At 71.9% G+C, this 23,710-nt stretch carries 23 protein-coding genes; 15 read left to right on the forward strand and 8 right to left on the reverse strand.

All coding sequences use genetic code 11. From position 1 onward, the window contains the following. The first annotated feature begins 7 nt into the window (after positions 1–7). The 10 genes from ACFVDM_RS32280 (at position 8) to ACFVDM_RS32325 (ending at position 8,132) form a co-directional block, all read left to right on the forward strand. Entirely contained in the window at positions 8–946 is a 939-nt protein-coding gene (locus ACFVDM_RS32280; RefSeq protein ID WP_383648714.1) for a Rossmann-like and DUF2520 domain-containing protein, read from the forward strand. Between the two features lie 17 nt (positions 947–963). Then, positions 964–1,998, forward strand: coding sequence for a pantoate--beta-alanine ligase (gene panC / locus ACFVDM_RS32285; RefSeq protein ID WP_383648717.1), 1,035 nt, complete (start codon positions 964–966; stop codon positions 1,996–1,998). Next, the gene (locus ACFVDM_RS32290) at positions 1,995–3,728 is read left to right on the forward strand and encodes an L-aspartate oxidase (RefSeq protein ID WP_383648720.1); all 1,734 of its coding nucleotides are present in this window, start codon (positions 1,995–1,997) and stop codon (positions 3,726–3,728) included. The genes panC and ACFVDM_RS32290 overlap by 4 nt, the downstream gene beginning before the upstream one ends. Before the next feature lie 2 nt (positions 3,729–3,730). After that, on the forward strand, positions 3,731–4,774 hold the full coding sequence (gene nadC / locus ACFVDM_RS32295) for a carboxylating nicotinate-nucleotide diphosphorylase (protein ID WP_383648722.1): 1,044 nt from the start codon (positions 3,731–3,733) through the stop codon (positions 4,772–4,774). Further along, on the forward strand, positions 4,774–5,571 hold the full coding sequence (locus tag ACFVDM_RS32300) for a type III pantothenate kinase (protein ID WP_383648725.1): 798 nt from the start codon (positions 4,774–4,776) through the stop codon (positions 5,569–5,571). The genes nadC and ACFVDM_RS32300 overlap by 1 nt, the downstream gene beginning before the upstream one ends. Positions 5,572–5,716: 145 nt before the next feature. Then, positions 5,717–6,295: a hypothetical protein gene (locus ACFVDM_RS32305; protein WP_383648828.1), complete on the forward strand. Its 579-nt coding sequence runs from the start codon at positions 5,717–5,719 to the stop codon at positions 6,293–6,295. Positions 6,296–6,333: 38 nt separating this feature from the next. Continuing rightward, entirely contained in the window at positions 6,334–6,513 is a 180-nt protein-coding gene (locus ACFVDM_RS32310) for a hypothetical protein (protein ID WP_383648728.1), read from the forward strand. 122 nt (positions 6,514–6,635) lie between these two features. After that, on the forward strand, positions 6,636–7,085 hold the full coding sequence (locus tag ACFVDM_RS32315) for a BlaI/MecI/CopY family transcriptional regulator (protein WP_383648731.1): 450 nt from the start codon (positions 6,636–6,638) through the stop codon (positions 7,083–7,085). Positions 7,086–7,094: 9 nt separating this feature from the next. Next, complete coding sequence (locus ACFVDM_RS32320; protein ID WP_383648733.1) at positions 7,095–7,652, forward strand: amino-acid N-acetyltransferase; 558 nt, start codon at positions 7,095–7,097, stop codon at positions 7,650–7,652. A 144-nt stretch (positions 7,653–7,796) separates the two neighbouring features. Further along, positions 7,797–8,132, forward strand: a complete 336-nt coding sequence (locus tag ACFVDM_RS32325; RefSeq protein WP_018102272.1) for an Lsr2 family protein — start codon at positions 7,797–7,799, stop codon at positions 8,130–8,132. Here the strand turns inward: ACFVDM_RS32325 and ACFVDM_RS32330 are convergent. Further along, entirely contained in the window at positions 8,111–8,731 is a 621-nt protein-coding gene (locus ACFVDM_RS32330) for an SCO3374 family protein (protein ID WP_383648735.1), read from the reverse strand. The genes ACFVDM_RS32325 and ACFVDM_RS32330 overlap by 22 nt on opposite strands. 443 nt (positions 8,732–9,174) lie before the next feature. Here ACFVDM_RS32330 and ACFVDM_RS32335 point away from each other — a divergent pair, with 443 nt between their 5' ends. The 3 genes from ACFVDM_RS32335 (at position 9,175) to ACFVDM_RS32345 (ending at position 14,279) form a co-directional block, all read left to right on the forward strand. Continuing rightward, positions 9,175–11,703 (forward strand): ATP-dependent Clp protease ATP-binding subunit, encoded by a 2,529-nt coding sequence (locus tag ACFVDM_RS32335; protein WP_383648738.1) that lies wholly within the window; start codon positions 9,175–9,177, stop codon positions 11,701–11,703. Positions 11,704–11,924: 221 nt separating this feature from the next. Beyond that, positions 11,925–13,121, forward strand: a complete 1,197-nt coding sequence (locus ACFVDM_RS32340) for a PQQ-binding-like beta-propeller repeat protein (RefSeq protein WP_383648741.1) — start codon at positions 11,925–11,927, stop codon at positions 13,119–13,121. 432 nt (positions 13,122–13,553) lie between these two features. Further along, on the forward strand, positions 13,554–14,279 hold the full coding sequence (locus tag ACFVDM_RS32345) for a M23 family metallopeptidase (RefSeq protein ID WP_383648744.1): 726 nt from the start codon (positions 13,554–13,556) through the stop codon (positions 14,277–14,279). 22 nt (positions 14,280–14,301) lie between these two features. On the opposite strand, the gene ACFVDM_RS32350 is transcribed toward ACFVDM_RS32345, so the two are convergent. After that, positions 14,302–14,886, reverse strand: a complete 585-nt coding sequence (locus tag ACFVDM_RS32350; protein WP_383648747.1) for a TetR/AcrR family transcriptional regulator — start codon at positions 14,884–14,886, stop codon at positions 14,302–14,304. 122 nt (positions 14,887–15,008) lie between these two features. Here ACFVDM_RS32350 and ACFVDM_RS32355 point away from each other — a divergent pair, with 122 nt between their 5' ends. Next, complete coding sequence (locus ACFVDM_RS32355; protein WP_383648750.1) at positions 15,009–16,589, forward strand: MDR family MFS transporter; 1,581 nt, start codon at positions 15,009–15,011, stop codon at positions 16,587–16,589. Positions 16,590–16,628: 39 nt separating this feature from the next. Here the strand turns inward: ACFVDM_RS32355 and cseC are convergent, their stop codons facing one another. From cseC to ACFVDM_RS32380, 5 genes are all read right to left on the reverse strand, one after another. After that, positions 16,629–18,026: a two-component system sensor histidine kinase CseC gene (cseC, locus tag ACFVDM_RS32360; protein ID WP_383648753.1), complete on the reverse strand. Its 1,398-nt coding sequence runs from the start codon at positions 18,024–18,026 to the stop codon at positions 16,629–16,631. Next, positions 18,023–18,727, reverse strand: coding sequence for a two-component system response regulator CseB (cseB, locus tag ACFVDM_RS32365; RefSeq protein ID WP_383648756.1), 705 nt, complete (start codon positions 18,725–18,727; stop codon positions 18,023–18,025). The genes cseC and cseB overlap by 4 nt, the downstream gene beginning before the upstream one ends. Positions 18,728–18,737: 10 nt before the next feature. Beyond that, entirely contained in the window at positions 18,738–19,475 is a 738-nt protein-coding gene (locus ACFVDM_RS32370; protein WP_383648758.1) for a hypothetical protein, read from the reverse strand. Then, positions 19,463–20,107 (reverse strand): SigE family RNA polymerase sigma factor, encoded by a 645-nt coding sequence (locus ACFVDM_RS32375; RefSeq protein WP_383648761.1) that lies wholly within the window; start codon positions 20,105–20,107, stop codon positions 19,463–19,465. Before ACFVDM_RS32375 ends, ACFVDM_RS32370 begins: the two co-directional genes overlap by 13 nt. Positions 20,108–20,305: 198 nt before the next feature. Then, the gene (locus ACFVDM_RS32380; protein WP_383648764.1) at positions 20,306–21,208 is read right to left on the reverse strand and encodes an A/G-specific adenine glycosylase; all 903 of its coding nucleotides are present in this window, start codon (positions 21,206–21,208) and stop codon (positions 20,306–20,308) included. 335 nt (positions 21,209–21,543) lie between these two features. Between ACFVDM_RS32380 and ACFVDM_RS32385 the strand changes: the two genes are divergently transcribed. Continuing rightward, positions 21,544–22,374 (forward strand): hypothetical protein, encoded by an 831-nt coding sequence (locus ACFVDM_RS32385; protein WP_383648768.1) that lies wholly within the window; start codon positions 21,544–21,546, stop codon positions 22,372–22,374. A 90-nt stretch (positions 22,375–22,464) separates the two neighbouring features. Here ACFVDM_RS32385 and disA read toward each other — a convergent pair whose 3' ends face one another. Then, positions 22,465–23,589 carry a DNA integrity scanning diadenylate cyclase DisA gene (disA, locus tag ACFVDM_RS32390; protein ID WP_383648771.1) on the reverse strand — a complete coding sequence of 375 codons (1,125 nt, stop codon included), beginning with the start codon at positions 23,587–23,589 and terminating at the stop codon, positions 22,465–22,467. Between the last annotated feature and the right edge of the window lie 121 nt (positions 23,590–23,710).

Here is a 23,710-nt window from a genome sequence, read left to right on the forward strand (position 1 = left end):
CCCCCGCGTGAACGCAACAGCCCCGAAGGATCCTCTGGAGGCCAGGGACCGCCCCGCCCGGCTCACCGTCGGTGTGGTGGGGGCGGGCCGGGTCGGCCCCGCGCTCGCCGCGTCCCTGGCGCTCGCCGGGCACCGCCCCGTCGCCGTGTCGGGAGTCTCCGACGCCTCCGTGCGCCGCGCCGCGGCCCTGCTCCCCGACGTGCCCCTGGTGCCGCCCGCCGAGGTACTCGCCCGTGCCGAGCTGGTCCTGCTGACGGTCCCCGACGACGCCCTGCCGGGGCTCGTCGAGGGTCTCGCCGAGACCGGCGCGGTCCGTCCGGGCCAGCTCCTCGTCCACACCTCGGGCCGGTACGGGACGCGCGTGCTCGACCCCGCGCTCAGGGCCGGTGCCCTGCCGCTCGCGCTGCACCCCGCCATGACGTTCACCGGCACCTCGGTGGACGTCCAGCGGCTGGCCGGCTGCTCCTTCGGCGTCACGGCCCCCGAACAGCTGCGGCTGGCCGCCGAGGCCCTGGTCATCGAGATGGGCGGCGAGCCCGAGTGGATCGACGAGGAGGCCCGCCCGCTCTACCACGCGGCCCTCGCGCTCGGCGCGAACCACCTGGTCACCCTGGTCGCCCAGTCGATGGAGCTGCTGCGCACGGCCGGGGTCTCGGCCCCCGACCGGATGCTCGGCCCCCTGCTCGGCGCCGCCCTCGACAACGCGCTGCGCTCCGGCGACGCCGCGCTGACCGGCCCGGTCGCCCGCGGCGACGCCGGCACCGTCGCCGCGCACATCGGCGAGCTGCGCCACCACGCCCCCGGCACCGTGGCCGGCTATCTCGCGATGGCCCGCGCCACCGCCGACCGCGCGCTCGCCCACGGCATGCTCAAGCCGGAGCTGGCCGAGGACCTGCTCGGGGTCCTGGCCGACGGCTCGGGCACCGGACCGGAGGAGTCCCGATGACCGCCGGAGGAGTTCCGATGACCGCACCCGCCGCCCTGCTGCGCACCGCCGCCGAGCTGGAGGCGTTCGGCCCGGCTCCGTCCGCGGCGGGCACGGGCGCCGCCCGCGCGGACCGTGCCGTCGTGATGACGATGGGCGCCCTGCACGAGGGCCACGCCTCCCTGATCCGCACCGCCCGCGCCCTGGTGAAGGACGCCGGCCAGGTCGTCGTCACCGTCTTCGTCAATCCGCTCCAGTTCGGCGAGGCCGCCGACCTGGAGCGCTACCCGCGCACCCTGGACGCCGATCTGGCGGTGGCCGGGGAAGCCGGCGCCGACGCCGTCTTCGCGCCCTCCGCCGACGAGGTCTATCCGGGCGGCGAGCCCCAGGTCCGCATCTCCGCGGGCCCGATGGGCGAGCGCCTGGAAGGGGCGTCCCGCCCCGGTCACTTCGACGGGATGCTCACCGTCGTCGCCAAGCTGCTCCACCTCACCCGCCCCGACGTGGCCCTCTTCGGGCAGAAGGACGCCCAGCAGCTGGCGCTGATCCGCCGCATGGTGCGGGATCTGAACTTCCCGGTGGAGATCGTGGGCGTGGAGACCGCCCGGGAGGCCGACGGCCTCGCCCTCTCCAGCCGCAACCGCTTCCTCGACCCGCACGAGCGCCGCACCGCGCTGGCGCTCTCCCGCGCCCTGTTCGCGGCCCGCGACCGGCTGGCCGCCCAGCAGGCGCTGCACGCCCGCGCCCGCGCGACCGGGGCGACACAGGACCGGGCCGCCGGGCTGAACCGGCTGGGCGAGGCCCGGCTGGCCGCCGACGCCCAGGCCGTCGCCCGCGCCCTGCCGGACGACGGCCCCGCCGCCGTGCGCGCGGCGGCCCGCGCGGTCCTGGAGGAGGCGTCCGCAGCCTCGCCCCCGCTGGACCTGGACTACGTGGCGCTGGTGGATCCGGCGGACTTCACCGAGATCCCCGACGACCGCACGGCGGGCGACGCCGTCCTGGCCGTCGCCGCCCGGGTGGGTGCCACCCGCCTCATCGACAACATCCCGCTGACCTTCGGAGCCCCCACGTGACCGGTATACGGCTGACCGCCCCCGCCCCCGGCTGGGCCATCGACGCCGATGTCGTGGTCGTCGGATCCGGCGTGGCCGGTCTCACCACCGCGCTGCGCTGCGCCGCGGCCGGCCTCGCCACCGTCGTCGTCACCAAGGCCCGTCTCGACGACGGCTCCACCCGCTGGGCCCAGGGCGGTATCGCGGCCGCGCTGGGCGAGGGGGACACGCCCGAACAGCACCTGGACGACACGCTCGTCGCCGGCGCCGGCCTCTGCGACGAGGCGGCGGTCCGGATGCTCGTCACCGAGGGCCCGGACGCGGTCCGCCGGCTCATCGACACCGGCGCCCACTTCGACACCACGGACGAGGGCGACATCGCGCTGACCCGCGAGGGCGGCCACCACCGCCGCCGCATCGCCCACGCGGGCGGCGACGCGACCGGCGCGGAGATCTCCCGCGCCCTGGTCGAGGCGGTGCGCGGGGCCGCCCTGCGCATCGTCGAGAACGCGCTGGTGCTCGATCTGCTCACCGACGCCGAGGGCCGGACGGCGGGCGTCACCCTGCACGTCATGGGGGAGGGCCAGCACGACGGCGTCGGCGCGGTCAACGCCCCCGCCGTGGTCCTCGCCACCGGCGGCATGGGCCAGGTCTTCTCCGCCACCACCAATCCGGCGGTCTCCACCGGCGACGGCGTGGCGCTCGCGCTGCGGGCCGGCGCGGAGGTCTCGGACCTGGAGTTCGTCCAGTTCCACCCCACCGTGCTCTTCCTCGGCGCCGGTTCCGAGGGCCAGCAGCCGCTGGTCTCGGAGGCGGTACGGGGCGAGGGCGCCCATCTCGTGGACGCCTCCGGCATCCGCTTCATGGTGGGACAGCACGAGCTGGCGGAGCTGGCCCCGCGCGACATCGTCGCCAAGGCCATCACCCGCCGGATGCAGGAGCAGGACGCCGACCACATGTACCTCGACGCCCGCCACTTCGGCGCCGAGATGTGGGAGCAGCGCTTCCCGACCATCCTGGCGGTCTGCCGCTCCCACGGCATCGACCCGGTCACCGAGCCGATCCCGATCGCCCCGGCCGCGCACCACGCCTCCGGCGGCATCCGCACCGATCTGGCCGGACGGACCACCGTGCCCGGTCTGTACGCCTGCGGCGAGGCGGCCTGCACCGGAGTGCACGGGGCGAACCGGCTGGCGTCCAACTCGCTCCTCGAAGGGCTCGTCTTCGCCGAGCGCATCGCGGCGGACATCGCGACGACGCGCCCCCGCGCGGGCGAGGCCGTGCTCGGCGACGCCGCGACCGTACCGCTGCTGTCCCCCGAGACGCGGCTCGCGATCCAGCGCACCATGACCCGCGGCGCGGGCGTCCTGCGGTCCGCGGAGAGCCTGGCCGCCGCCGCGGCCGGGCTGGAGGAACTGCACCGGGGCGCCGTGGAGCGGGCCGGCGCCGAGAGCGCGAAGACGGCCGAGCCCGGCGTCGAGGCCTGGGAGGCCACCAACCTCCTGCTGGTCGCCCGGGTCCTGGTCGCCGCCGCCCGCCGCCGCGAGGAGACCCGGGGCTGCCACTGGCGCGAGGACCGGCCCGAGCGCGACGACGCCGGCTGGCGCCGCCACCTCGTCGTGCGGATCGCCCCGGACCGCGGCCTCGTCGTCCGTCGGACGGATACCGAGGCGTTCGGACCCGTACGCGCGTCCGGGGCAGCAGACTGCGCAGCAACGAGCACCACCCACCCCACTCCCGAGGAGCCGTGACCGTGAGCACCCCCGAAGAGAATCCGCGCCCCACTCCCGTGGACGTCCCGCTGATCCGGGTCGGCGCGCCCGCCCCCGACGCGGGCGGCTGCGGGGACGCCTGCGGCTGCGGCGGGGAGGACGGATACGGGCCGGACGCCCTGGAGTGCGGGCTCGACCCCGCGCTGGCCCAACTGCTGGCCGAGGCGGGCCTGGACCCGGTCACCGTCGAGGACGTCGCGCACGTCGCCATCGAGGAGGACCTGGACGGCGGGGTGGACGTCACGACCGTGGCCACCGTCGCGGAGGACGCCGTGGCCACCGGGGACTTCACCGCCCGCGAGGCGGGCGTGGTGGCCGGACTGCGGGTCGCCGAGGCCGTGCTGTCGATCGTCTGCACCGACGCGTTCGAGGTCGAGCGGCACGTCGAGGACGGCGACCGCGTCGTCCCCGGCCAGAAGCTGCTGACCGTGACCACCCGGACCCGCGACCTGCTGACCGGCGAGCGCAGCGCGCTCAACCTGCTGTGCCGGCTCTCCGGCATCGCGACCGCCACCCGCGCCTGGGCCGATGTGCTGGAGGGCACGAAGGCCGAGGTCCGGGACACCCGCAAGACGACGCCGGGGCTGCGCGCCCTGGAGAAGTACGCGGTGCGGTGCGGCGGCGGGGTCAACCACCGGATGTCGCTGTCGGACGCCGCGCTGGTCAAGGACAACCACGTGATCGCGGCCGGCGGGGTCGCCGAGGCGTTCAAGCGGGTCCGCGAGGAGTTCCCGGACGTGCCCATCGAGGTCGAGGTCGACACGATGGAGCAGGTCGCCGAGGTGCTGGAGGCGGGCGCCGACCTGATCCTGCTGGACAACTTCACCCCGGAGCGCACCGCCGAGGCCGTCGCGCTCGTCGGCGGCCGCGCGGTCCTGGAGTCCTCGGGCCGGCTCTCGCTGGACACCGCCCGCGCCTACGCGGAGGCCGGGGTCGACTACCTGGCCGTGGGCGCGCTGACCCACTCCTCGCCGATCCTCGACATCGGCCTGGACTTCCGCGACACCGACGGGGACGGCGTCTGATGCTGCTCACCATCGACGTCGGCAACACCCACACCGTCCTCGGCCTCTTCGACGGCGAGGAGATCGTCGAGCACTGGCGCATCTCCACCGACTCCCGCCGCACCGCCGACGAGCTGGCCGTGCTGCTCCAGGGGCTGATGGGCATGCACCCGCTGCTCGGCATGGAGCTGGGCGACGGCATCGAGGGCATCGCGATCTGCTCCACGGTCCCGGCCGTCCTGCACGAGCTGCGCGAGGTGACCCGCCGCTACTACGGCGACGTCCCCGCCGTGCTCGTCGAGCCGGGCATCAAGACCGGGGTGCCGATCCTGATGGACAACCCGAAGGAGGTCGGCACCGACCGCATCATCAACGCGGCCGCCGCCGCCGAGCTGTACGGCGGTCCGGCGATCGTCGTCGACTTCGGCACGGCCACCACCTTCGACGCGGTCTCGGCCCGGGGCGAGTACACCGGCGGCGTCATCGCCCCCGGCATCGAGATCTCCGTCGAGGCGCTGGGCGTCCGGGGCGCGCAACTGCGCAAGATCGAGCTGGCCCGGCCGCGCAGCGTGATCGGCAAGAACACCGTCGAGGCCATGCAGTCGGGCATCATCTACGGTTTCGCCGGCCAGGTCGACGGGGTCGTGAGCCGGATGAAGCGGGAGCTGGCGGCGGACCCGGACGACGTCACGGTCATCGCGACGGGCGGCCTTGCTCCGATGGTGTTGGGCGAGTCCTCCGTGATCGACGAGCACGAGCCCTGGCTGACGCTCATCGGGCTGCGCCTGGTGTACGAGCGGAACGTGGCGCGGCTGTAGGCGGCGCCCGGATCAGCGCTTCCTTCGCGCGGCGGCTCCCTTCTCCCCTCGGAGCCGCCGCGCCATCGACGGCCAGCTAAGCGGATTTTGTCCCTTTAGCACGTATTGTCGCGTTATGCCCACGCCCTACGGATCACGCGGCGGTATGGCGTTCAGCGCGGACGAACTGCGCGTGCTCCGCCGTGCCCTCGCCGTCGCCCTGCACCCCGCGCCCCTGCCCGACGAGGACGTCCAGGACTGCCTGCGCCTCGCGGGCTCCGTCGACGAGGCCGCCGCCGAGGCCGGACGGCTCCGCGCCTTCCTCCTCGCGGACCTCGCCCGCTACCGCGACGCGTTGCCCGGTTCGCTCAGCGGATATCTGGAGCTGCTCCAGGACGCCCTGGCCGCCGGTTACGACCCGCGCCCCGAGGATCTGGCGGCCCTGCGCGCGCTGCGCGGCGCCCCGGTCGCCGCGGCGCTGCTGGAGCGCTGCCGGATCCTGGCGGAGCGCTCGGTCCGGGCCCGGCTGGCCGGACGGGCCGCCCCCGCGACGGCTCCGGCGCCGCGCGGCCGGCTGCTCGCGCTGCCGGGCGGCCGGGCGGCGGACTCCCCGAAACCGGAGCCGGCCCCGACACCGCCCGCCCGTCCCGCGAACCCCTCCGGACGCCCGGCGCCCAAGCCCTCCGAGGTCTTCCCGCCCCGTCGGCGCCCCTCGCCGCCGCCCTCGGAGCGCGCCGCGGGGTAGGCGCGGGGGACCCGGACCCGGCTCGCTACTCTGGACGCATGGACTACGTATCCGCGCTTGTGCCGCCCGTGGTGATGGCCGCCTTCTTCATCGGCCTGGTCGTGACGATCGTCAAGAGCCAGGGCGGGCCGAACAAGGCCAAGGAGGACGCGGCCGTGGACGCCGCGATCGGTCGCGCGGAGGCCGCCCGCCAGACGCCGGGCACCGACGGGGCCTGACCCTCCCGGACCCGGTTCCGGGCACACCGCACGTACGAAGGGCGTACGGCTCCTGAGAGCCGTACGCCCTTTTGCTGTGTAAATACCAGTGCATTTCGGACATCCGACACTAAGGTGGCGCTGTGCCCCGTCAATTGGGAGAGCTGGAAGACGCCGTGATGACACGGGTCTGGGAATGGAACCGGCCGGTCACGGTTCGAGAAGTGCTCGAAGACCTTCAGCAGGAGCGGTCCATCGCATACACGACCGTCATGACGGTTATGGACAATCTCCATCAGAAGGGCTGGGTGCGCCGGGAAGTGGACGGCCGCGCTTATCGATATACGGCCGTCTCCACCCGCGCCGCCTACTCGGCCGCACTGATGAACGAAGCCTGGTCGCGCAGTGACAACCCCGCTGCCGCCCTGGTCGCGTTCTTCGGGATGATGTCGGCCGAGCAGCGCGAGGCCCTGCGGGACGCCATGCGGATCGTTCTGCCCGCACTTCCCGGGGATGCCGCCGGGGCCGGTCCGGACGCAAGCCCTGAAGGCGGCGAAGCGGCCGATGACGCGGAGCCGGACGCCGGGCGATAGCGTCTGGGTATGTCCTCAGAGCTTCCGCAAACCGATTCCCATACCGAACCGTCGGTTATAAACGTGGCCATCACCGTCCGTCGCGCGCGGACGAGCGATGTCAGCGCGGTCCGGCGTCTCCTCGACGGCTACGTGCGAGAAGGCATCCTGCTCGACAAAGCGACCGTCACCCTTTACGAGGACATCCAGGAGTTCTGGATCGCCGAACGCGACGAGGACGCCCGGGTCGTCGGCTGCGGTGCACTCCACGTCATGTGGGAAGACCTCGCCGAAGTCCGTACTCTCGCGGTCGACCACAGCATCCGAGGTGCCGGAGTGGGACATCAGGTGCTGGACAAGTTGTTGCAGACCGCCCGCTGGCTCGGTGTGCGGAGGGTTTTCTGCCTCACCTTCGAAGTCGACTTCTTCGCCAAGCACGGCTTCGTCGAGATCGGAGAGACTCCGGTCGACGGAGATGTCTACAGCGAGCTGCTGCGTTCCTATGACGAGGGTGTCGCGGAGTTCCTGGGGCTCGAACGAGTGAAGCCGAACACCTTGGGCAACAGCCGGATGCTTCTGCACCTGTGACCGTCGGAAGTGGCGCGGACCCTATGTCCGAATCGCGCACGTTTCCCGTCCTCTTGCGCTCCTGAACCTCTCCCGGGGGTTTGTGTTTTCCGGGGAAAAGCGGTTTCCTTTCCGCGTACTCCATTTTCGATGAAAGGAAATCCGGTGGCACAGAAGGTTCAGGTCCTTCTTGTTGACGACCTCGACGGTGGCGAGGCGGACGAGACCGTGACGTTCGCTCTCGACGGCAAGACGTACGAGATTGACCTCACCACCAGCAACGCGGACAAGCTGCGCTCCCTTCTGGAGCCCTACGCCAAGAACGGCCGGCGCACCGGTGGCCGTGCGGCGTCCGGCCGCGGCAAGGGCCGTGCGGTCTCCGGCGGCAACAAGGACACCGCCGAGATCCGCAAGTGGGCGCGCGAGAACGGCCACAACGTGAATGACCGGGGCCGCGTTCCCGCCGAGATCCGGGAAGCCTACGAGAAGGCCAACGGCTGAGCGGCGGTTTTCTCGGAGTGCAACCCCGTCCGGGCGCGCGTCAGCCGGGCCCGGTGGCATTCCGTCGCCATGGCGTCCACGAGCCGGACGAGATCGGGAGCATCCCCACCCCTGCTCCCGAAGCCGGAGAGGGCCGGAAACACCGGCTCGTCTCCCCGCTCGCGCGAGGCACTGGGGGGCCGCAGCCACACGGCGGCCCCCGGCGCACCCTCCAGACCCGGCGGTCGGGGTGCGGTGATCCGCCCGCCCGCGCCCAGCGCGGTCAGGGCCAGGGCGACCCCGCCCCACTCCAGCCAGTCGAGCAGCCCAGGCAGCTCATCGGCGCTCCCCGGAGCGACCAGCACGCTCATCCGCCGGCCCGCGACCGCCACCGGACCGGTCCGGCCCACCCGCCGCAGCGCCGCACGGCCGACCGCGGCGGGGACGACGAGCGCGTCGAACCGCAGCCCCGTGAGCAGCCGCACCGGTGTGCCGCCGGCCGTCGCCCAGCCCAGCTCCCGCTCGTACCACCGGGCCCACGGATCCCGTGACACCGCGTCGGTGCGGCCGTCCCGCGGTACGGGGGGCGCGATACGGGGCGGGGGGACGGTGAGGGCCATGCCGGAAGAACGGCCGATGCGCGCCCGGGGTTACGCAGAGTTCCCCCTCGAACGCATAGGGTGTCCGGGTTGGGGGCGTACGGGCGCATTCGGGAGTACGAAGATGTTCGCCCGTAGCGGAGGGAACCCGCGTACGCCGCATGGACTGTCTGTAATTGCGGGTAGGACATCCCCAGTGGGGAGGGGCGACACGCAAGCCACCGGACGTCTCACGTTCGCCATCGGCGTACTGGCGATAGGGGTATCCGCCTGGCCTGCGGGAACATCGTCTCGCACCATCGGGTTGGAGGAGTTGTCGGCGTTCGGGGCGGGCGATCCCCCCGGGAAGCAGGGCCGGGTGTCGGCAGTTGGAATGAGCGGTCCCCGCTTGCGGGACTAAGCTGCGGAAGGACAGGGAGGGGACCGACCCCTTACTGCCTGACCGCTCTGAGGAGCGATTAACGATGTTCGAGAGGTTCACCGACCGCGCGCGGCGGGTTGTCGTCCTGGCTCAGGAAGAAGCCCGGATGCTCAACCACAACTACATCGGCACCGAGCACATCCTCCTGGGCCTGATCCACGAGGGTGAGGGTGTCGCCGCTAAGGCACTGGAGAGCCTCGGGATTTCGCTCGAGGCGGTCCGTCAGCAGGTGGAGGAGATCATCGGTCAGGGCCAGCAGGCCCCGTCCGGGCACATCCCCTTCACCCCCCGAGCCAAGAAGGTCCTGGAGCTGTCGCTCCGCGAGGCCCTTCAGCTCGGCCACAACTACATCGGCACCGAGCACATCCTGCTGGGTCTGATCCGCGAGGGCGAGGGCGTCGCCGCCCAGGTCCTCGTGAAGCTGGGCGCCGACCTGAACCGGGTCCGCCAGCAGGTCATCCAGCTGCTGTCCGGGTACTCGGGCGGCAAGGAGGCGGCCACCGCCGGTGGCCCCGCGGAGGGCACCCCCTCCACCTCGCTGGTGCTCGACCAGTTCGGCCGGAACCTCACCCAGGCCGCTCGTGAGTCCAAGCTCGACCCGGTCATCGGGCGCGAGAAGGAGATCGAGCGGGTCATGCAGGTGCTGTCCCGCCGCACCAAGAACAACCCGGTCCTCATCGGCGAGCCCGGCGTCGGCAAGACGGCGGTCGTCGAGGGCCTGGCCCAGGCCATCGTCAAGGGCGAGGTGCCCGAGACCCTCAAGGACAAGCACCTCTACACCCTCGACCTCGGTGCCCTGGTCGCCGGCTCCCGCTACCGCGGTGACTTCGAGGAGCGCCTGAAGAAGGTCCTCAAGGAGATCCGCACCCGCGGCGACATCATCCTGTTCATCGACGAGCTCCACACCCTGGTGGGTGCGGGTGCCGCCGAGGGCGCGATCGACGCCGCCAGCATCCTCAAGCCGATGCTGGCCCGCGGTGAGCTCCAGACCATCGGCGCCACCACGCTCGACGAGTACCGCAAGCACCTGGAGAAGGACGCCGCGCTGGAGCGCCGCTTCCAGCCCATCCAGGTCGCGGAGCCGTCGCTGCCGCACACCATCGAGATCCTCAAGGGTCTGCGCGACCGCTACGAGGCCCACCACCGCGTCTCCATCACGGACGAGGCACTGGTCCAGGCCGCGACGCTGGCCGACCGCTACATCTCGGACCGCTTCCTGCCGGACAAGGCGATCGACCTGATCGACGAGGCCGGTTCCCGGATGCGCATCCGCCGGATGACCGCGCCGCCGGACCTCCGCGAGTTCGACGAGAAGATCGCGGGCGTGCGCCGCGACAAGGAGTCGGCCATCGACTCCCAGGACTTCGAGAAGGCGGCTTCCCTCCGCGACAAGGAGAAGCAGCTGCTGGCGGCGAAGGCCAAGCGCGAGAAGGAGTGGAAGGCCGGCGACATGGACGTCGTGGCCGAGGTCGACGGCGAGCTGATCGCCGAGGTCCTCGCCACCGCCACCGGCATCCCGGTCTTCAAGCTGACGGAGGAGGAATCCTCCCGTCTGCTGCGCATGGAGGACGAGCTGCACAAGCGCGTCATCGGTCAGAAGGACGCCATCAAGGCCCTCTCGCAGGCGATCCGCCGTACGCGGGCCGGTCTGAAGGACCCGAAGCGCCCCGGTGGCTCGTTCATCTTCGCCGGCCCGTCCGGTGTCGGTAAGACCGAGCTGTCCAAGACGCTCGCCGAGTTCCTCTTCGGTGACGAGGACGCGCTGATCTCCCTCGACATGTCGGAGTTCAGCGAGAAGCACACGGTCTCGCGTCTCTTCGGTTCGCCCCCCGGCTACGTGGGCTACGAGGAGGGCGGCCAGCTCACCGAGAAGGTGCGCCGCAAGCCGTTCTCCGTCGTCCTCTTCGACGAGGTCGAGAAGGCCCACCCCGACATCTTCAACTCCCTGCTCCAGATCCTGGAGGACGGTCGCCTGACCGACTCCCAGGGCCGGGTCGTGGACTTCAAGAACACGGTCATCATCATGACGACCAACCTCGGGACCCGGGACATCTCCAAGGGCTTCAACCTGGGCTTCGCGGCCCAGGGCGACGTCAAGACGAACTACGAGCGGATGAAGGTCAAGGTCAACGAAGAGCTCAAGCAGCACTTCCGGCCCGAGTTCCTCAACCGTGTCGACGACACCGTCGTCTTCCACCAGCTCAGCCAGGAAGACATCATCGAGATCGTCGACCTGATGATCGCCAAGGTGGACGAGCGGCTGAAGGACCGCGACATGGGCATCGAGCTCAGCGCGGACGCCAAGAAGCTGCTCGCGAAGAAGGGCTACGACCCCGTGATGGGCGCCCGGCCGCTGCGCCGGACGATCCAGCGCGAGATCGAGGACGTCCTCTCGGAGAAGATCCTCTTCGGCGAGCTGCGCCCCGGCCACATCGTGGTCGTCGGCAGCGAGGGCGAGGGCGACGACCAGAAGTTCACCTTCCGCGGCGAGGAGAAGTCGGCCCTGCCCGACGTCCCGCCGATCGAGCAGGCGGCAGGCGGCGCCGGCCCGAACATGACGAAGGAGGCGTGACGGCTCCCCGGAGCTGACACGCCGCACGAGGCGGCCCCGTACCGGTGCATACCGGTACGGGGCCGCCTCTTTGCTGTCGCGTATCAGGTGACGGCCGCGTCACAGAGATGTCCCGGTCGCGTTCCCCGCCGTCGGAGACGGAAAATCGCTGGTTAATCTGCTCCCGGATCCGGACACCCGGTCCGGATCGTGGACGGACAGCGAGGGGGATGAGGCAGATCATGCGCAGACGCGATGTGTCACGCAGGCAGATGATGAAGCTGGCGGGAGCCGGTCTGGTGCTTCTGGGAGGCGGTGCGGCGGCCTGCGGGCCCGAGGAGGAGGTCATCGGCGGCGGTACGGAGAAGCCGGGGAAGGGGGCGGCCACCCCGGCGCCCGGCTCCAAGCCCTCGCCGACCTGGCAGCAGTCCACCACCTACGACGGGCTGGCCTGGATCTCCGCGGTGACCGTGGTGGACGACGTGGTGCTCGTCTCGGGCGATCCGCTGGTGGCCCGCGACCTCGCCACCGGCAAGGAGCTCTGGTCGCGCGCGGAGGTCACCACCCCCGGCGCCTCCATGCTCGTGGGCGACGGCACGCTCTATCTGGCCAGCGCCCGTTACGACGGCAACATCATCGGGCTCGACCCGAAGACCGGCAAGGACGTCTGGCGCAGCCGGCTGGGCGACAAGGAGTACGCGCAGCCCAAGGTCATCGCCGCGGACGGCCGGCACGTCTACGTCGTCGCGGGAATCCTGGACAAGGACTTCCGGACGCCGGACAACGTGATCGCCGCGATCGACACCGGCTCGGGCAAGGTCGTCTGGCGCGAGCAGCGCGACCACGGCACCGAGGCGAACGGCATCACCGCGCGGGTGGCGGGCAACCGCCTGGTCTACACGGACTTCCGCGAGAACCTCACGGTGCGCGACACCGCGACCGGCAAGCAGGTGTGGACGAAGAAGATCGGCCGCTCCAACAACCGGGCCTTCGTGCTCCACGAGGGCCTGGCGATCCTGTCCAACGGCGAGCGGATCCGCGCCTTCGACCTGGCCGACGGCGCCGAGAAGTGGTCGTTCGCGACGGAGAAGTACAGCCGGTTCAACGACCCGGCGGTCCTCGACGGCGTGCTCTACGTATCCGACAGCGGGCACGGCCTCTGGGCGGCGGACCCGGCGACGGGCAAGCAGCACTGGCACGACAAGGGAAGCCTGGAGGTCGCCGCGCCCTGGCAGTACGCGAAGGTCGGGGACGTCCTCTACGGGGCGACCGAGTTCGACAAGAACGGCGGCATCCACGCCTTCGACGCGGGGAGCGGGAAGCTGCGCTGGACGTACAACGACGGCAGCGGCGACCTCGACCGCTGGTACCTGGCCTCGGGCGGCAAGCAGCTCGTGGCGTTGCACGCCAAGAAGGTGACGGGCCTGCCGGCGGTGTAGGGCCGCTCCGGCGGCGTTCCGTACCCGGGGCCGAAGGTCCCGAAACGGACGGGCGTCGGTCCCACCGCCGGTGACAAGGCGCACAGGCCTTTCAGGGCCTACTAGGCACCTTAGGAGCTGGGGGGTGGAGGTCGGAAGGGACCTTCGACCCCCTCCCGGAGGGTGCCTTCGGGTGTTTAGCGGCAACTGCCGCGATAGCTGGGTTCTGTCCGTTTAGTTCGGTTCGGAACAGGGGTTAAACCTCTTCACGCACAGACTTTCGGCGGCCTCTTCCGTGATCGTTCCGGGAGGCGCCGAACCGAATTCCCGGGGCTTCGACTACGGCCTCCCCTCGTAGGAGGGGGGTTTGAGCCGACCCCCGGAGGCGGGTTACCAAGGTGGGGCAAGCCCGGCAGAACGCCGGGTCCAGTCATACCCGGAGGTTTTCCGCTTATGTCGAAGCGCGTCACGTTCCAGTCCCGCCGCCTGTCCGCCCCCCGTGTCCGCGGCGCCGTGGTGGCAGCCGGCCTCGGGACGTCGATGGTTCTCGGTGCGGGTGCTGCGATCGCGGCCGCCCCGGCGGGAACCGCCGGCTCCGCGAGCCTGGTGAGCACCACGACCGCCGACTCGGTCGCCCAGCAGGCCGCCGCGCAGGGCAAGGCCGCCCAGCACGCCGCCGCGAAGAAGGCCGAGAAGAAGGCCGAGAACGCCAAGAAGAAGGCGGCCGCCAAGAAGGCCGCCGCGAAGAAGGCCTCGAAGCTGGCGTGGAAGACCCCGGTCAGCCACTACCAGCTGAGCGCGAGCTTCGGCAACGACGGCAGCCGCTGGGCGCACAAGCACTCCGGCCAGGACTTCGCCGTGCCGATCGGCACCAAGGTCGCCGCCGCGCACAACGGCACCGTCGTGAAGGCCGGCCCGAACGGCGGCGGCGACGGCCCCGCGTACGGCAACGCCGTCGTGATCAAGCACGGCAACGGCACGTACTCGCAGTACGCGCACCTGTCGAAGATCGATGTGCACATCGGCCAGCACGTGAAGAAGGGCCAGAAGATCGCCCTGTCCGGCAACACCGGGAACTCCAGCGGCCCGCACCTGCACTTCGAGATCCGGACCACCCCGAACTACGGTTCCGCGGTGAACCCGGTCGACTACCTGCACCGCCACGGCATCTCGGTCTGACCGGACCGTGACGCGCCGCCCCTCAGTGGGCGGCGCCCGGGTCGTGGGCCCGGGTGACCAGATCGACGGCGACTTCGAGGACGGCCTTGCGCTTCTCCTCGGGGTCGCCTTCGGCGTCCCGGAGCGCGAACATCCCGGCGTGCATCGTGAAGAGCGCGGTGAAGCACCGCACCTGGTCGGTGAGGGGGGCGTCGGGGTCCTTGATCAGGTCGACCAGCCCGATCACGCGGTGCTTGATCGTCTCGCCGATGCTCAGATCGCGCACCGTCGCCTGGTTCTCCTGCATGAAGCGGAAGAGCGCGGAGGCGCCGGCCATGGCCTCGCTGTAGCGGACCAGGATCTCCTTCTTGGTCTCCAGCGTGCGCGGCTGCTCCTTGCCCCAGGCGATCAGCTCCTCGATCGGCCGGTTCAGATCGTCGAAGATGCTGACGAGGATGTCTTCCTTCGTCTTGAAGTGGTAGTAGAGCGCCGCCTTCGTGACGTCGAGTTTCTCGGAGATCTCGCGGAGCGAGGTCTTCTCGTACCCCTGCTCGGAGAAGAGCTCCAGCGCGACGTCCTGGATGCGCTGGCGCGTATTGCCCCGGCGCCGCTGCGGCGTGCTGCTCATGGTGCTCTCCCAAAAACTTACTTGACGCCCGGCTAGTTACGGGTCTACTTTCCCCTAGTGTAATCAACTAGCCGGGCGGCAAGTAAGTGCCCGGCTAACAGGGGAACCGGGGAGTGGGAACCATGGCGGATCTGGTGAAGGCGACCGACGGCAGGGCGGATTCCCCGCCCGCCGCGACGGGGAGCCCCGAACCGAAGCAGCGCAGCGTCCGGGTGGTGATTCTCGCCCTGATGATCACCATGCTGCTGGCCATGCTGGACAACCTGATCGTCGGCACCGCGATGCCGACGATCGTCGGTGATCTCGGCGGACTGGAACATCTGTCCTGGGTGGTCACGGCCTACACCCTGGCGACGGCGGCCTCCACCCCGATCTGGGGCAAGCTCGGCGACATGTACGGACGCAAGGGCATGTTCCTCACGTCCATCGTGATCTTCCTGATCGGCTCGGTGCTCAGCGGCATGGCCCAGGACATGGGCCAGCTGATCGGCTTCCGCGCGATCCAGGGCCTGGGCGCCGGCGGTCTGATGGTCGGCGTGATGGCGATCATCGGCGATCTGGTGCCGCCCCGCGAGCGCGGCAAGTACCAGGGCATGATGGCCGGCGTGATGGCGATCGCCATGATCGGCGGTCCGCTGGTCGGCGGCACCCTCACCGACCACCTCGGCTGGCGCTGGAGCTTCTACATCAACCTGCCGCTGGGCGCCGTGGCCCTCGCCATGATCACCGTCGTGCTCCACCTGCCCGCCCGCGAGCGCGTCCGCCCCAAGGTCGACTACCTCGGCGCCGCGCTCCTGACCGTCGGCATCACCGCGATCGTGCTCGTCACCACCTGGGGCGGTACGGAGTACGACTGGAACTCCGCCGTGATCATGGAGCTGATCGCGATCGGCGTCGCCGCGCTGGCGGGCTTCCTCTTCGTCGAGACGAAGGCCGCCGAACCGATCATTCCGCTGCACATCTTCCGCAACGCCAACTTCACCCTGATGTCCGTGGTCGGCTTCATGGCGGGCTTCGTGATGTTCGGCGCGGTCCTCTTCCTGCCGCTGTTCCAGCAGTCCGTCCAGGGCGCCTCCGCGACCAACTCCGGACTGCTGCTCCTGCCGATGCTGCTCGCGATGATGATCGTCTCGCTGATCGCCGGACGGGTCACCACCAACAGCGGCCGGTACAAGATCTTCCCGATCCTCGGCTCGATCCTCATGGTCACCGGACTCTTCCTGCTCGCGCAGATGGACACCGGCACCACCCGCGTCACCTCGGGCCTCTACATGGCGGTGCTCGGCGCCGGCATGGGCTTCCTCATGCAGATCACCATGCTCGTGGCGCAGAACAGCGTCGAGCTGAAGGACATGGGCGTCGCCTCCTCGGCCACCACCCTGTTCCGTACGCTCGGCAGCTCCTTCGGCGTCGCCATCATGGGCGCCCTCTTCACCGGCCGCGTCCAGGACGAGATGACGGCACGCGGCGGCGGCGCGGCCACCGCGCACTCCGCCCAGCTGGACGCCGCGAGCCTGGCCAAGCTCCCCGCCCCGGTCCGCGAGGCCTACGAGTACGCGGTCGCCTCCGGCACCCACATCGCCTTCCTGGTCGGCGCGTCCGTCGGACTGCTCGCCCTCGTCGCGGCGGTCTTCGTCAAGGAGGTGCCGCTGCGCGGCGCCGGCCCCGAGAAGACCCCGGCCCCGGCCGCCGAAGCGCTCTAGAGCCTGTCGCCCCGGCCGACGGGAAGGGGCAGAAGGGCCCTACGGCCTGTCGCCCCGGCGCTCACCGGAACCCGCGGTCCCCGTGCCGTCCGGTTCCGGTGAGCGCGGTCGGGGTGCGCGCTGCTCGGCGAACTGGAGCATCGGGTAGCTCCCGGTGTCGGTCGGCGCGTGCTCCGGCAGCCACAGCACGGCGACCGCCCCGCCGGTGCCCTCGGCGGCCCCCTCGGGCGCCGCGTTCCGGAAGGTCAGCCGGGCCCCGAGGACCCGGGCCTGCCCGGCCGCGATGGTCAGCCCGAGCCCGTGCCCCTTCCCCGCCCGGTCGCTCGATCCGGTACGGAACCGGCTCGGCCCCTCCCGCAGCAGCGCGGCCGGGAACCCCGGACCGTGGTCGCGGATCCGCACCACCCGGCCCTCGACCGTGACCTCGACCGGCGTCGCGCCGTACTTGGCGGCGTTGCCCAGCAGATTGCCCAGGATCCGCTCCAGCCGGCGCGGATCGGTGTTCACCCACGACTCGTGGACCACCCGCACCCGCACCCCGGGATCGAGCAGCGCCACCCGACGCCCGACGAACTCGCCCAGCGCGATCTCCTGGAGCTCGGCCCGCTCCGACGCGCTGTCCAGCCGGGCCACCTCCAGCACGTCCTCGACCAGCGTCCGCATCGCCTGCGCCCGGTCCCGTACCAGCTCCGTGGGGCGGCCCGGGGGCAGCAGCTCGGCCGCGGTCAGCAGCCCGGTCACCGGAGTGCGCAGCTCGTGCGCGATGTCCGCGGTCACCCTGCGCTCGGCCTCGATCCGCTCGTTCAGCGCGTCGGTGAGCGCGTCCACCGCACCGGCCAGCTCATCGGTCTCGTCCCGTACGACCCCGCCGACGGCGTCCCTGACCCGGACCTCGGTGTTGCCCTGGGCGACCTTCCCGGCCGCCGCGGCCGCCTTGCGCAGCCGGCGCGAGAGCTGCCCGCCGATCAGCACCCCCAGCGCGGAACCGCCGAGGACCACGGAGACCGAACCGATGATCAGCGCCCGGTCCAGATCCCCCATGATCGTGGCGGAGCGGTCGGCGAAGCGGGTGTGCAGCGAGAGCACGTCCCCGTTGCCCACCGGCACCGCCGCCCAGACGTCGGGCACTCCGCCCGAGTCGTCGACGTGCGTGGCCCGCCGGTTGCGCCGGGTCTCCTGCCGCAGGCTCCGGGGCATCGTCGGATCGTTGAGCTTCGCCCCGAAGCGGGGATCGGCCTTCTTGGTCTTCTTCGCCTCGTAGAGCAGCTGGGCGTAGTTCAGCCGCTCCAGCTGGACCTCGCGCGCGTTCTCCAGCATGGAGACCCGGGCCGCGTTGTGCACGACCAGGCTCAGCGCCACCGCGATCAGCGCGCCGACCGCCGCGATCGCCGCACTGATCTTCCAGCGGACCCCGGTCCGCAGCGCCGGCCGCCTCATGCCCTGAGCTTGTAGCCGAAGCCGCGGACCGTCTCGATCCGGTCCTGGCCGATCTTGGTGCGCAGCCGCTGCACATGGACGTCCACGACCCGGGTGTCCCCGCCCCAGCCGTAGTCCCAGACCCGCTCCAGCAGCCGGTCGCGGGAGAGCACGGTGCCGGGCGCGGCGGAGAACTCCAGCAGCAGCCGCATCTCGGTCGGCGTCAGCGCCACCGGCTCACCGCCCCTGCGGACCTCCATGCCCTCGGTGTCCACCTCCAGCTCACCGAAGGCCAGCACCCCGCCCCCGCCCGCCGGCTCCGGCTCGCCGCCGCCGGGCCGGCCGCCCGTGGCGTGGCCGAAGCGGCGCAGCACCGCCCGGATCCGGGCGACCAGGACCGCCCCGTCGAACGGCTTGGTGACGTAGTCGTCGGCACCGGCCTCCAGGCCGAGCACCACGTCGATGGAGTCGGCCCGCGCCGACAGCATGATCACCGGAACCGTCGACTCGTCCCGGATGCGCCGGCACAGGCTCACCCCGTCCAGGCCGGGCACCATCACGTCCAGCAGCGCGATGTCCGGCCGGTTCGCGCGGAACGCCTCCAGGCCGCGCAGCCCGTCCGGCATCGCGGTGACGGCGAAGCCGTCGCGCTCCAGCGCGAGCTGGGTCGCCTCGCGGATGACGTCGTCGTCCTCGACGAACAGGACATGGGTCTCGGCCATCGGACAGCTCTCAGTTCTCCGGCGGCTCGGTGGGCGCGGGCAGATCCCCGTCCCCGCTGCCGACCGCCCGGTTGAAATCGTTGTGCACCCGGTCCTGCTCACTGAACCGGCTGCCCGCCCAGTGGTACGTGATCACTTCCTCGGCCGAGGGATAGGCGACCGCGTCCTTCTTCCCGTACAGCTGCGTGGTCACCACCAGATCGCCCCGGTCGATCGTCCCGTAGACCGCGGGCTGCTCGACCGTGAAGACGTTCTCGTACGTGCCGTCCGGCCGGGGCCGGTAGACGTACGTGCCCACGCCCACCGAGTCCCCGCAGGTCATCACGTTCACCACGACATCGGCGGTCGGGCCGCCGGTCAGCCTGCCGTACGAGGTGTCCACCGGGTACTCGTCGCCGGTGCAGGGCCGCAGTACCGACCGGACCCGCTCGCTGACCTTGGGGTCCGCCTTGAGCAGGTCCACCGGGGCGACCCGCGGCACCGGCCGGCCCGGGGCGGACGCGGTCGTGCTCGGCGTGACCCGGGCGACCGGATCGGTGCCCGCCGGACCCTCGTCGCGCGTGCCCGTACCGCCCGTGGAACAACTGACCGCGAACAGCCCGAAGGCGGCGAGCCCGGCCAGTGCCGCACTGCTCGCCGCCCAGCCCGTCAGCGCGCGTCCCCGCGCGCCGCCCGTGCCGTCCCCCGTGGGATGTCCGATGGTTCCGGCCCTCCCACGGCCGTCCCCGCTGCCTCTCAGGCCGCGCACCGCTCCCGCCCCCGCTCGTCATGACGCCTCTTCGCGGGCGCCCCCGCCTGTGTCCGCGGCCGCGCCGGGGTCCGGGCGGCCGTACCGCGATGCGCCACCGGGACCCCGAGGTCCTCCCGGGCCCGCTCCTCGCGGCTCGCCGCCTCCCTGCTCTCCAGCTCCTGGCGCAGCCGCGCCAGCGCCCGGTGCAGGGTGCTCTTCACCGTACCGGCCGACATGCCCAGGGCGGCGGCCGTCTCCTCCGTGCTCATCTGCTCCCAGTGTCGCAGGACGACGACACTGCGCTGTTTGGGAGCCAGCACGCCCAGGACGTCCATCAGCAGCGCGCGGTCGGCACGCTGCTCGGTGCCGTCCTCGATGCTGGCGTCGGGAAGCTGCTCGGTGGGGACCTCGTCGAGCCGGCGCGCCCGCCACCACTCGGTCCGGGTGTTGATCATGACGCGGCGGAGGTAGGCGTCGGCGAGGGACTTGTCGGCGATGCCGTCCCAGCGCCCGTAGGTGCGGGCCAGCGCGGTCTGCAGCAGGTCCTGTGCGTCCACGGGGTCGGGGACCAGCCGGCGGGCGCTGCGCAGCAGCGCGTCCTGCCGGGTCCGCACGTACTCCTCGAAGCCGAGCACCTCGCCCTGCGCCATTACAACCGCCTCCGTCCCCGTGTAACCCCGTAGAACCACTCCCAGCCGCTGGTCACCGGCTGATGGGGAAGACGCTACGGAGCAGTTGTCACGAGGCTGTGCGCGGCAGCCATAGGGCGGCGCACGGCTGTCCATCGGTTGTGTAACAGCCGGGCACGGGGTCTGCTCCCGGCGGACGGCGGCCCGCCGGGAGGGCGATCAGGTCAGCGGCAGCCGGTAGTGGCCGCCGGCGAGCGGTTCGACGAGCCCGTCGGCGACCAGCCCGTCCAGGGCGCGGGCCCGCTGCACGGGCTCCTCCCACACGGCGTCGAGCGCCGCCTGCGGGACCGGGGTCACCGCGTCGCGCAGCACCGCGAGGAGCCGTCCGCGCACCTGCCGGTCGGTTCCGGCGTACGTCTGGCCGCGGCGCGGCGGCCCCTGGTGCGCGGGCTTCCCGGCCAGCCGCCAGGCGCACTGCGCGGCGATCGGGCAGCGTGAGCAGTCCTCGTTCTTCGCGGTGCAGACCAGGGCGCCGAGCTCCATCGTCGCGGCCGCCCACTGCGCCGCCCGCTCGTCCTCCTCGGGCAGCAGCGCGCGGGCGAGCTTGCGCTCGGCCGCGGTGGTCGCGTTCGGCGGGTACTGGATGCCGGTCGCGGCCCGCGCGAACACCCGGCGGACGTTCGTGTCGAGGACGGCGTGCCGCTGCCGGTAGGCGAAGGAAGCCACGGCCGCCGCCGTGTACTCGCCGATCCCGGGCAGGGCGAGGAGCTGGGCGTGTTCGCTCGGTACGTCGCCGCCGTGGCGTTCCGTTATGGCCTGGGCGGCGCCGTGCAGGCGCAGTGCCCGGCGCGGATAGCCGAGCCGGCCCCAGGCGCGGACGGCCTCACCGGGCGGGTCCGCCGCGAGATCGGCGGGGCGCGGCCAGCGGGCCAGCCACTGCTCGTACACGGGGAGCACACGGTTGACGGGGGTCTGCTGCAGCATGAACTCGCTCACCATCACACCCCAGGCGCCCGCCTCGGGGCGGCGCCAGGGCAGATCGCGGGCGTGCTGGTCGAACCACCCGATGACGGGGGTGTGGAGGGAGGCGGGGGTCGTCTGAGTCGCAGTCGTGGCAGTCATCGCACCCTCGATCCTGGCACGGACGGCAGGAACGGGGTCGGGGGCACGGGGGTGTCGCCCCTCATACGAGCCCTTGGAGTGATAGGGACCGCCGTCCGCCCCTGCTGGGCCGCCTCCGCGTTCCGGCAAGTGGCCGCACGCCCCGCGAGCCGTTGCGGCAACCGGCCGAACCTCGCCCCCGTGGTGACGTGGAGCGATCGCCCGGTCGCCAAAAGTGACGGATCCCCGCTCCGGAGCGGGAACGGCCCCTCCCGGGATGATGATCGGCAGAACTCGGGGGCCCGGGGCGGCGGGTGGGGCGGGAGTCGACGCCGATCTCTCGTACAGTTTGGGCCGTGGGATCTCTGCGTAATCCGATCGGGCCGCTTCCCTCCTCCATCTACTGGCGACGGAGGGCGGTAGCGGCGACGCTGATCGCGCTGCTCGCGTTGCTGATCGTATGGGCCGTCACTTCCGGTGGCGGCAAGGGGGATCACGACGATTCCAAGGCGCCGTCCTCGGGGCCCGCGCACTCCATCACGCCGGGCCCCTCGGGCACCGGTCCCGTCGTCACCGAACGGCCGGGCGGGGGCGGCGAGTCGGGCGACGGCGGCGGCAGCGGTGCGGCCGACGGCGGGAGTTCGGCCGGCGGCGACGAGACCGACGCCCCGGCGGACGGCGAGGCGACCGACGGCAACGGCAACGCCGCCGGAACCGGGGCCGGTTCGGGAGCGGGATCGGGTGCGGGCGTCGCCGGGCAGCGCGTCCCCGCCGACTCCCCGCTGCCCGTCTGCGCCCCCACCGCGCTGCGGTTCACGCTGAAGACCGATCTGCGCTACGCGCCGGGCGACAAGCCCCGGTTCCGCCTGCTCGCCGAGAACACCACGAAGACCACCTGCAAGGCCGACTTCGGCCCCAGGGCCGCCGTCCTCACCGTGACCGAGGCGGGCGGTGACGACGAGCAGGTGTGGTCCTCCAAGGACTGCCCGCGCGACACCGCGGCGGTCCTGCTGAAGGTTCCGGCGGGGCAGACCGTCGAGTACGCCGTGGACTGGAACCGCGACAAGAGCGCCCCGAAGTGCGCGACGCCGCCGGCCGGGAAGGCCGGGCCCGGTACGTATCTGGTCGAGGCCAAGGCCCCCGGCGCCCCCGTGCAGCGCGCCTCGTTCGTCCTCGCGAAGGACTGAGCGGGGGCGCGGGAGAGTCCGGGCGGGCCGGGAGGGAATCCCGGCGGGCCGGGAGGGCTCGGGGCCGCCCCGGGAGTCACCGCGACCGGGTCAGACGTACCGCTCCAGGATCGACGACTCGGCCAGGCGCGACAGGCCCTCGCGCACGCTGCGTGCCCGTGCCTCGCCGACGCCGTCCACCGTCTGGAGGTCGTCCACGCTCGCGGCGAGCAGCTTCTGCAGTCCGCCGAAGTGCTCCACCAGCCGGTCGATGATCGCGCCCGGCAGCCGCGGCACCTTCGCCAGCAGCCGGAAACCGCGCGGCGAGACCGCCGAGTCGAGCGTCTCCGGGGAGCCGCTGTAGCCCAGCGCCCGCGCCACCACCGGAAGTTCGAGCAGCTCCGTGTGGCTCAGCGCGTCCAGCTCGGTCAGCGCCTCGGCCACCGTGCGCGAGCGCTTGGCGGTCGGCTCCGGCACGTAGTCCCGGACGACCAGCTCGCGCTCGGGCTCCACTCCGGCGATCAACTCGTCGAGCTGGAGCGAGAGAAGACGGCCGTCGGTGCCCAGCTCGACCACGTACTCCGCGATCTCGGTGGCGATCCGGCGGACCATCTCCAGGCGCTGGGCCACGGCCGTCACGTCCCGGACGGTCACCAGGTCCTCGATCTCCAGCGCGGAGAGCGTCCCGGCGACCTCGTCCAGACGGAGCTTGTACCGCTCCAGCGTGGCGAGGGCCTGATTGGCCCGGGAGAGAATCGCGCCGGACTCCTCCAGGACCCGGCGCTCCCCGTTCACGTACAGCGCGATCAGGCGCATCGACTGCGAGACCGAGACGACCGGGAAGTTGCACTGCTTGGAGACCCGGTCCGCCGTGCGGTGCCGGGTGCCGGTCTCCTCGGTGGGGATCGAGGCGTCCGGGACCAGCTGCACGCCGGCGCGCAGGATCTTGGTCATGTCCTTGTCGAGGATCAGTGCCCCGTCGAGCTTGGCGAGCTCCCGCAGCCGGGTCGCCGTGAACTCCACGTCCAGCACGAAACCACCGGTGCACATCGACTCGACGGCCTTGTCCATACCGAGGACGACCAGCCCGCCGGTGTTGCCGCGGAGAATGCGCTCCAGGCCGTCCCGCAGGGCCATTCCGGGCGCGACGGCGGACAACGAGGCGCGCATCAGCGGCTCGATCCCGGTGCCTTGGCCGGACTTTCCGGGCGATGCTGCCCGGTCGCTGGCTGCCACTGCACTCCTCCGGTCACAGGTTGCGGTGCCCTCAGGGCCTGCTGCGCCGATCCTGCCGGATCCGAACGCGAGACCCCAGGTCCCTCGTGCCGTTCGCACGGACGGGCGAGACCAGGGCAAA

Source organism: Streptomyces sp. NPDC057682 (genome assembly GCF_042799575.1).
Classification (GTDB): domain Bacteria; phylum Actinomycetota; class Actinomycetes; order Streptomycetales; family Streptomycetaceae; genus Streptomyces.

Excerpts from the sequence above, each read along its gene's own strand:
- ACFVDM_RS32375 (WP_383648761.1), bottom strand. The coding sequence starts at position 20,107 with ATGGCGCAGGGCGAGGTGCTCGGCTTCGAGGAGTACGTGCGGACCCGG.
- ACFVDM_RS32320 (WP_383648733.1), top strand. The coding sequence starts at position 7,095 with ATGTCCTCAGAGCTTCCGCAAACCGATTCCCATACCGAACCGTCGGTT.
- ACFVDM_RS32380 (WP_383648764.1), bottom strand. The coding sequence starts at position 21,208 with ATGACTGCCACGACTGCGACTCAGACGACCCCCGCCTCCCTCCACACC.
- ACFVDM_RS32310 (WP_383648728.1), top strand. The coding sequence starts at position 6,334 with ATGGACTACGTATCCGCGCTTGTGCCGCCCGTGGTGATGGCCGCCTTC.
- ACFVDM_RS32355 (WP_383648750.1), top strand. The coding sequence starts at position 15,009 with ATGGCGGATCTGGTGAAGGCGACCGACGGCAGGGCGGATTCCCCGCCC.
- ACFVDM_RS32340 (WP_383648741.1), top strand. The coding sequence starts at position 11,925 with ATGCGCAGACGCGATGTGTCACGCAGGCAGATGATGAAGCTGGCGGGA.
- ACFVDM_RS32335 (WP_383648738.1), top strand. The coding sequence starts at position 9,175 with ATGTTCGAGAGGTTCACCGACCGCGCGCGGCGGGTTGTCGTCCTGGCT.
- ACFVDM_RS32305 (WP_383648828.1), top strand. The coding sequence starts at position 5,717 with ATGGCGTTCAGCGCGGACGAACTGCGCGTGCTCCGCCGTGCCCTCGCC.
- cseC (WP_383648753.1), bottom strand. The coding sequence starts at position 18,026 with ATGAGGCGGCCGGCGCTGCGGACCGGGGTCCGCTGGAAGATCAGTGCG.
- panC (WP_383648717.1), top strand. The coding sequence starts at position 964 with ATGACCGCACCCGCCGCCCTGCTGCGCACCGCCGCCGAGCTGGAGGCG.
- ACFVDM_RS32330 (WP_383648735.1), bottom strand. The coding sequence starts at position 8,731 with ATGGCCCTCACCGTCCCCCCGCCCCGTATCGCGCCCCCCGTACCGCGG.
- ACFVDM_RS32300 (WP_383648725.1), top strand. The coding sequence starts at position 4,774 with ATGCTGCTCACCATCGACGTCGGCAACACCCACACCGTCCTCGGCCTC.
- ACFVDM_RS32350 (WP_383648747.1), bottom strand. The coding sequence starts at position 14,886 with ATGAGCAGCACGCCGCAGCGGCGCCGGGGCAATACGCGCCAGCGCATC.
- cseB (WP_383648756.1), bottom strand. The coding sequence starts at position 18,727 with ATGGCCGAGACCCATGTCCTGTTCGTCGAGGACGACGACGTCATCCGC.
- ACFVDM_RS32345 (WP_383648744.1), top strand. The coding sequence starts at position 13,554 with ATGTCGAAGCGCGTCACGTTCCAGTCCCGCCGCCTGTCCGCCCCCCGT.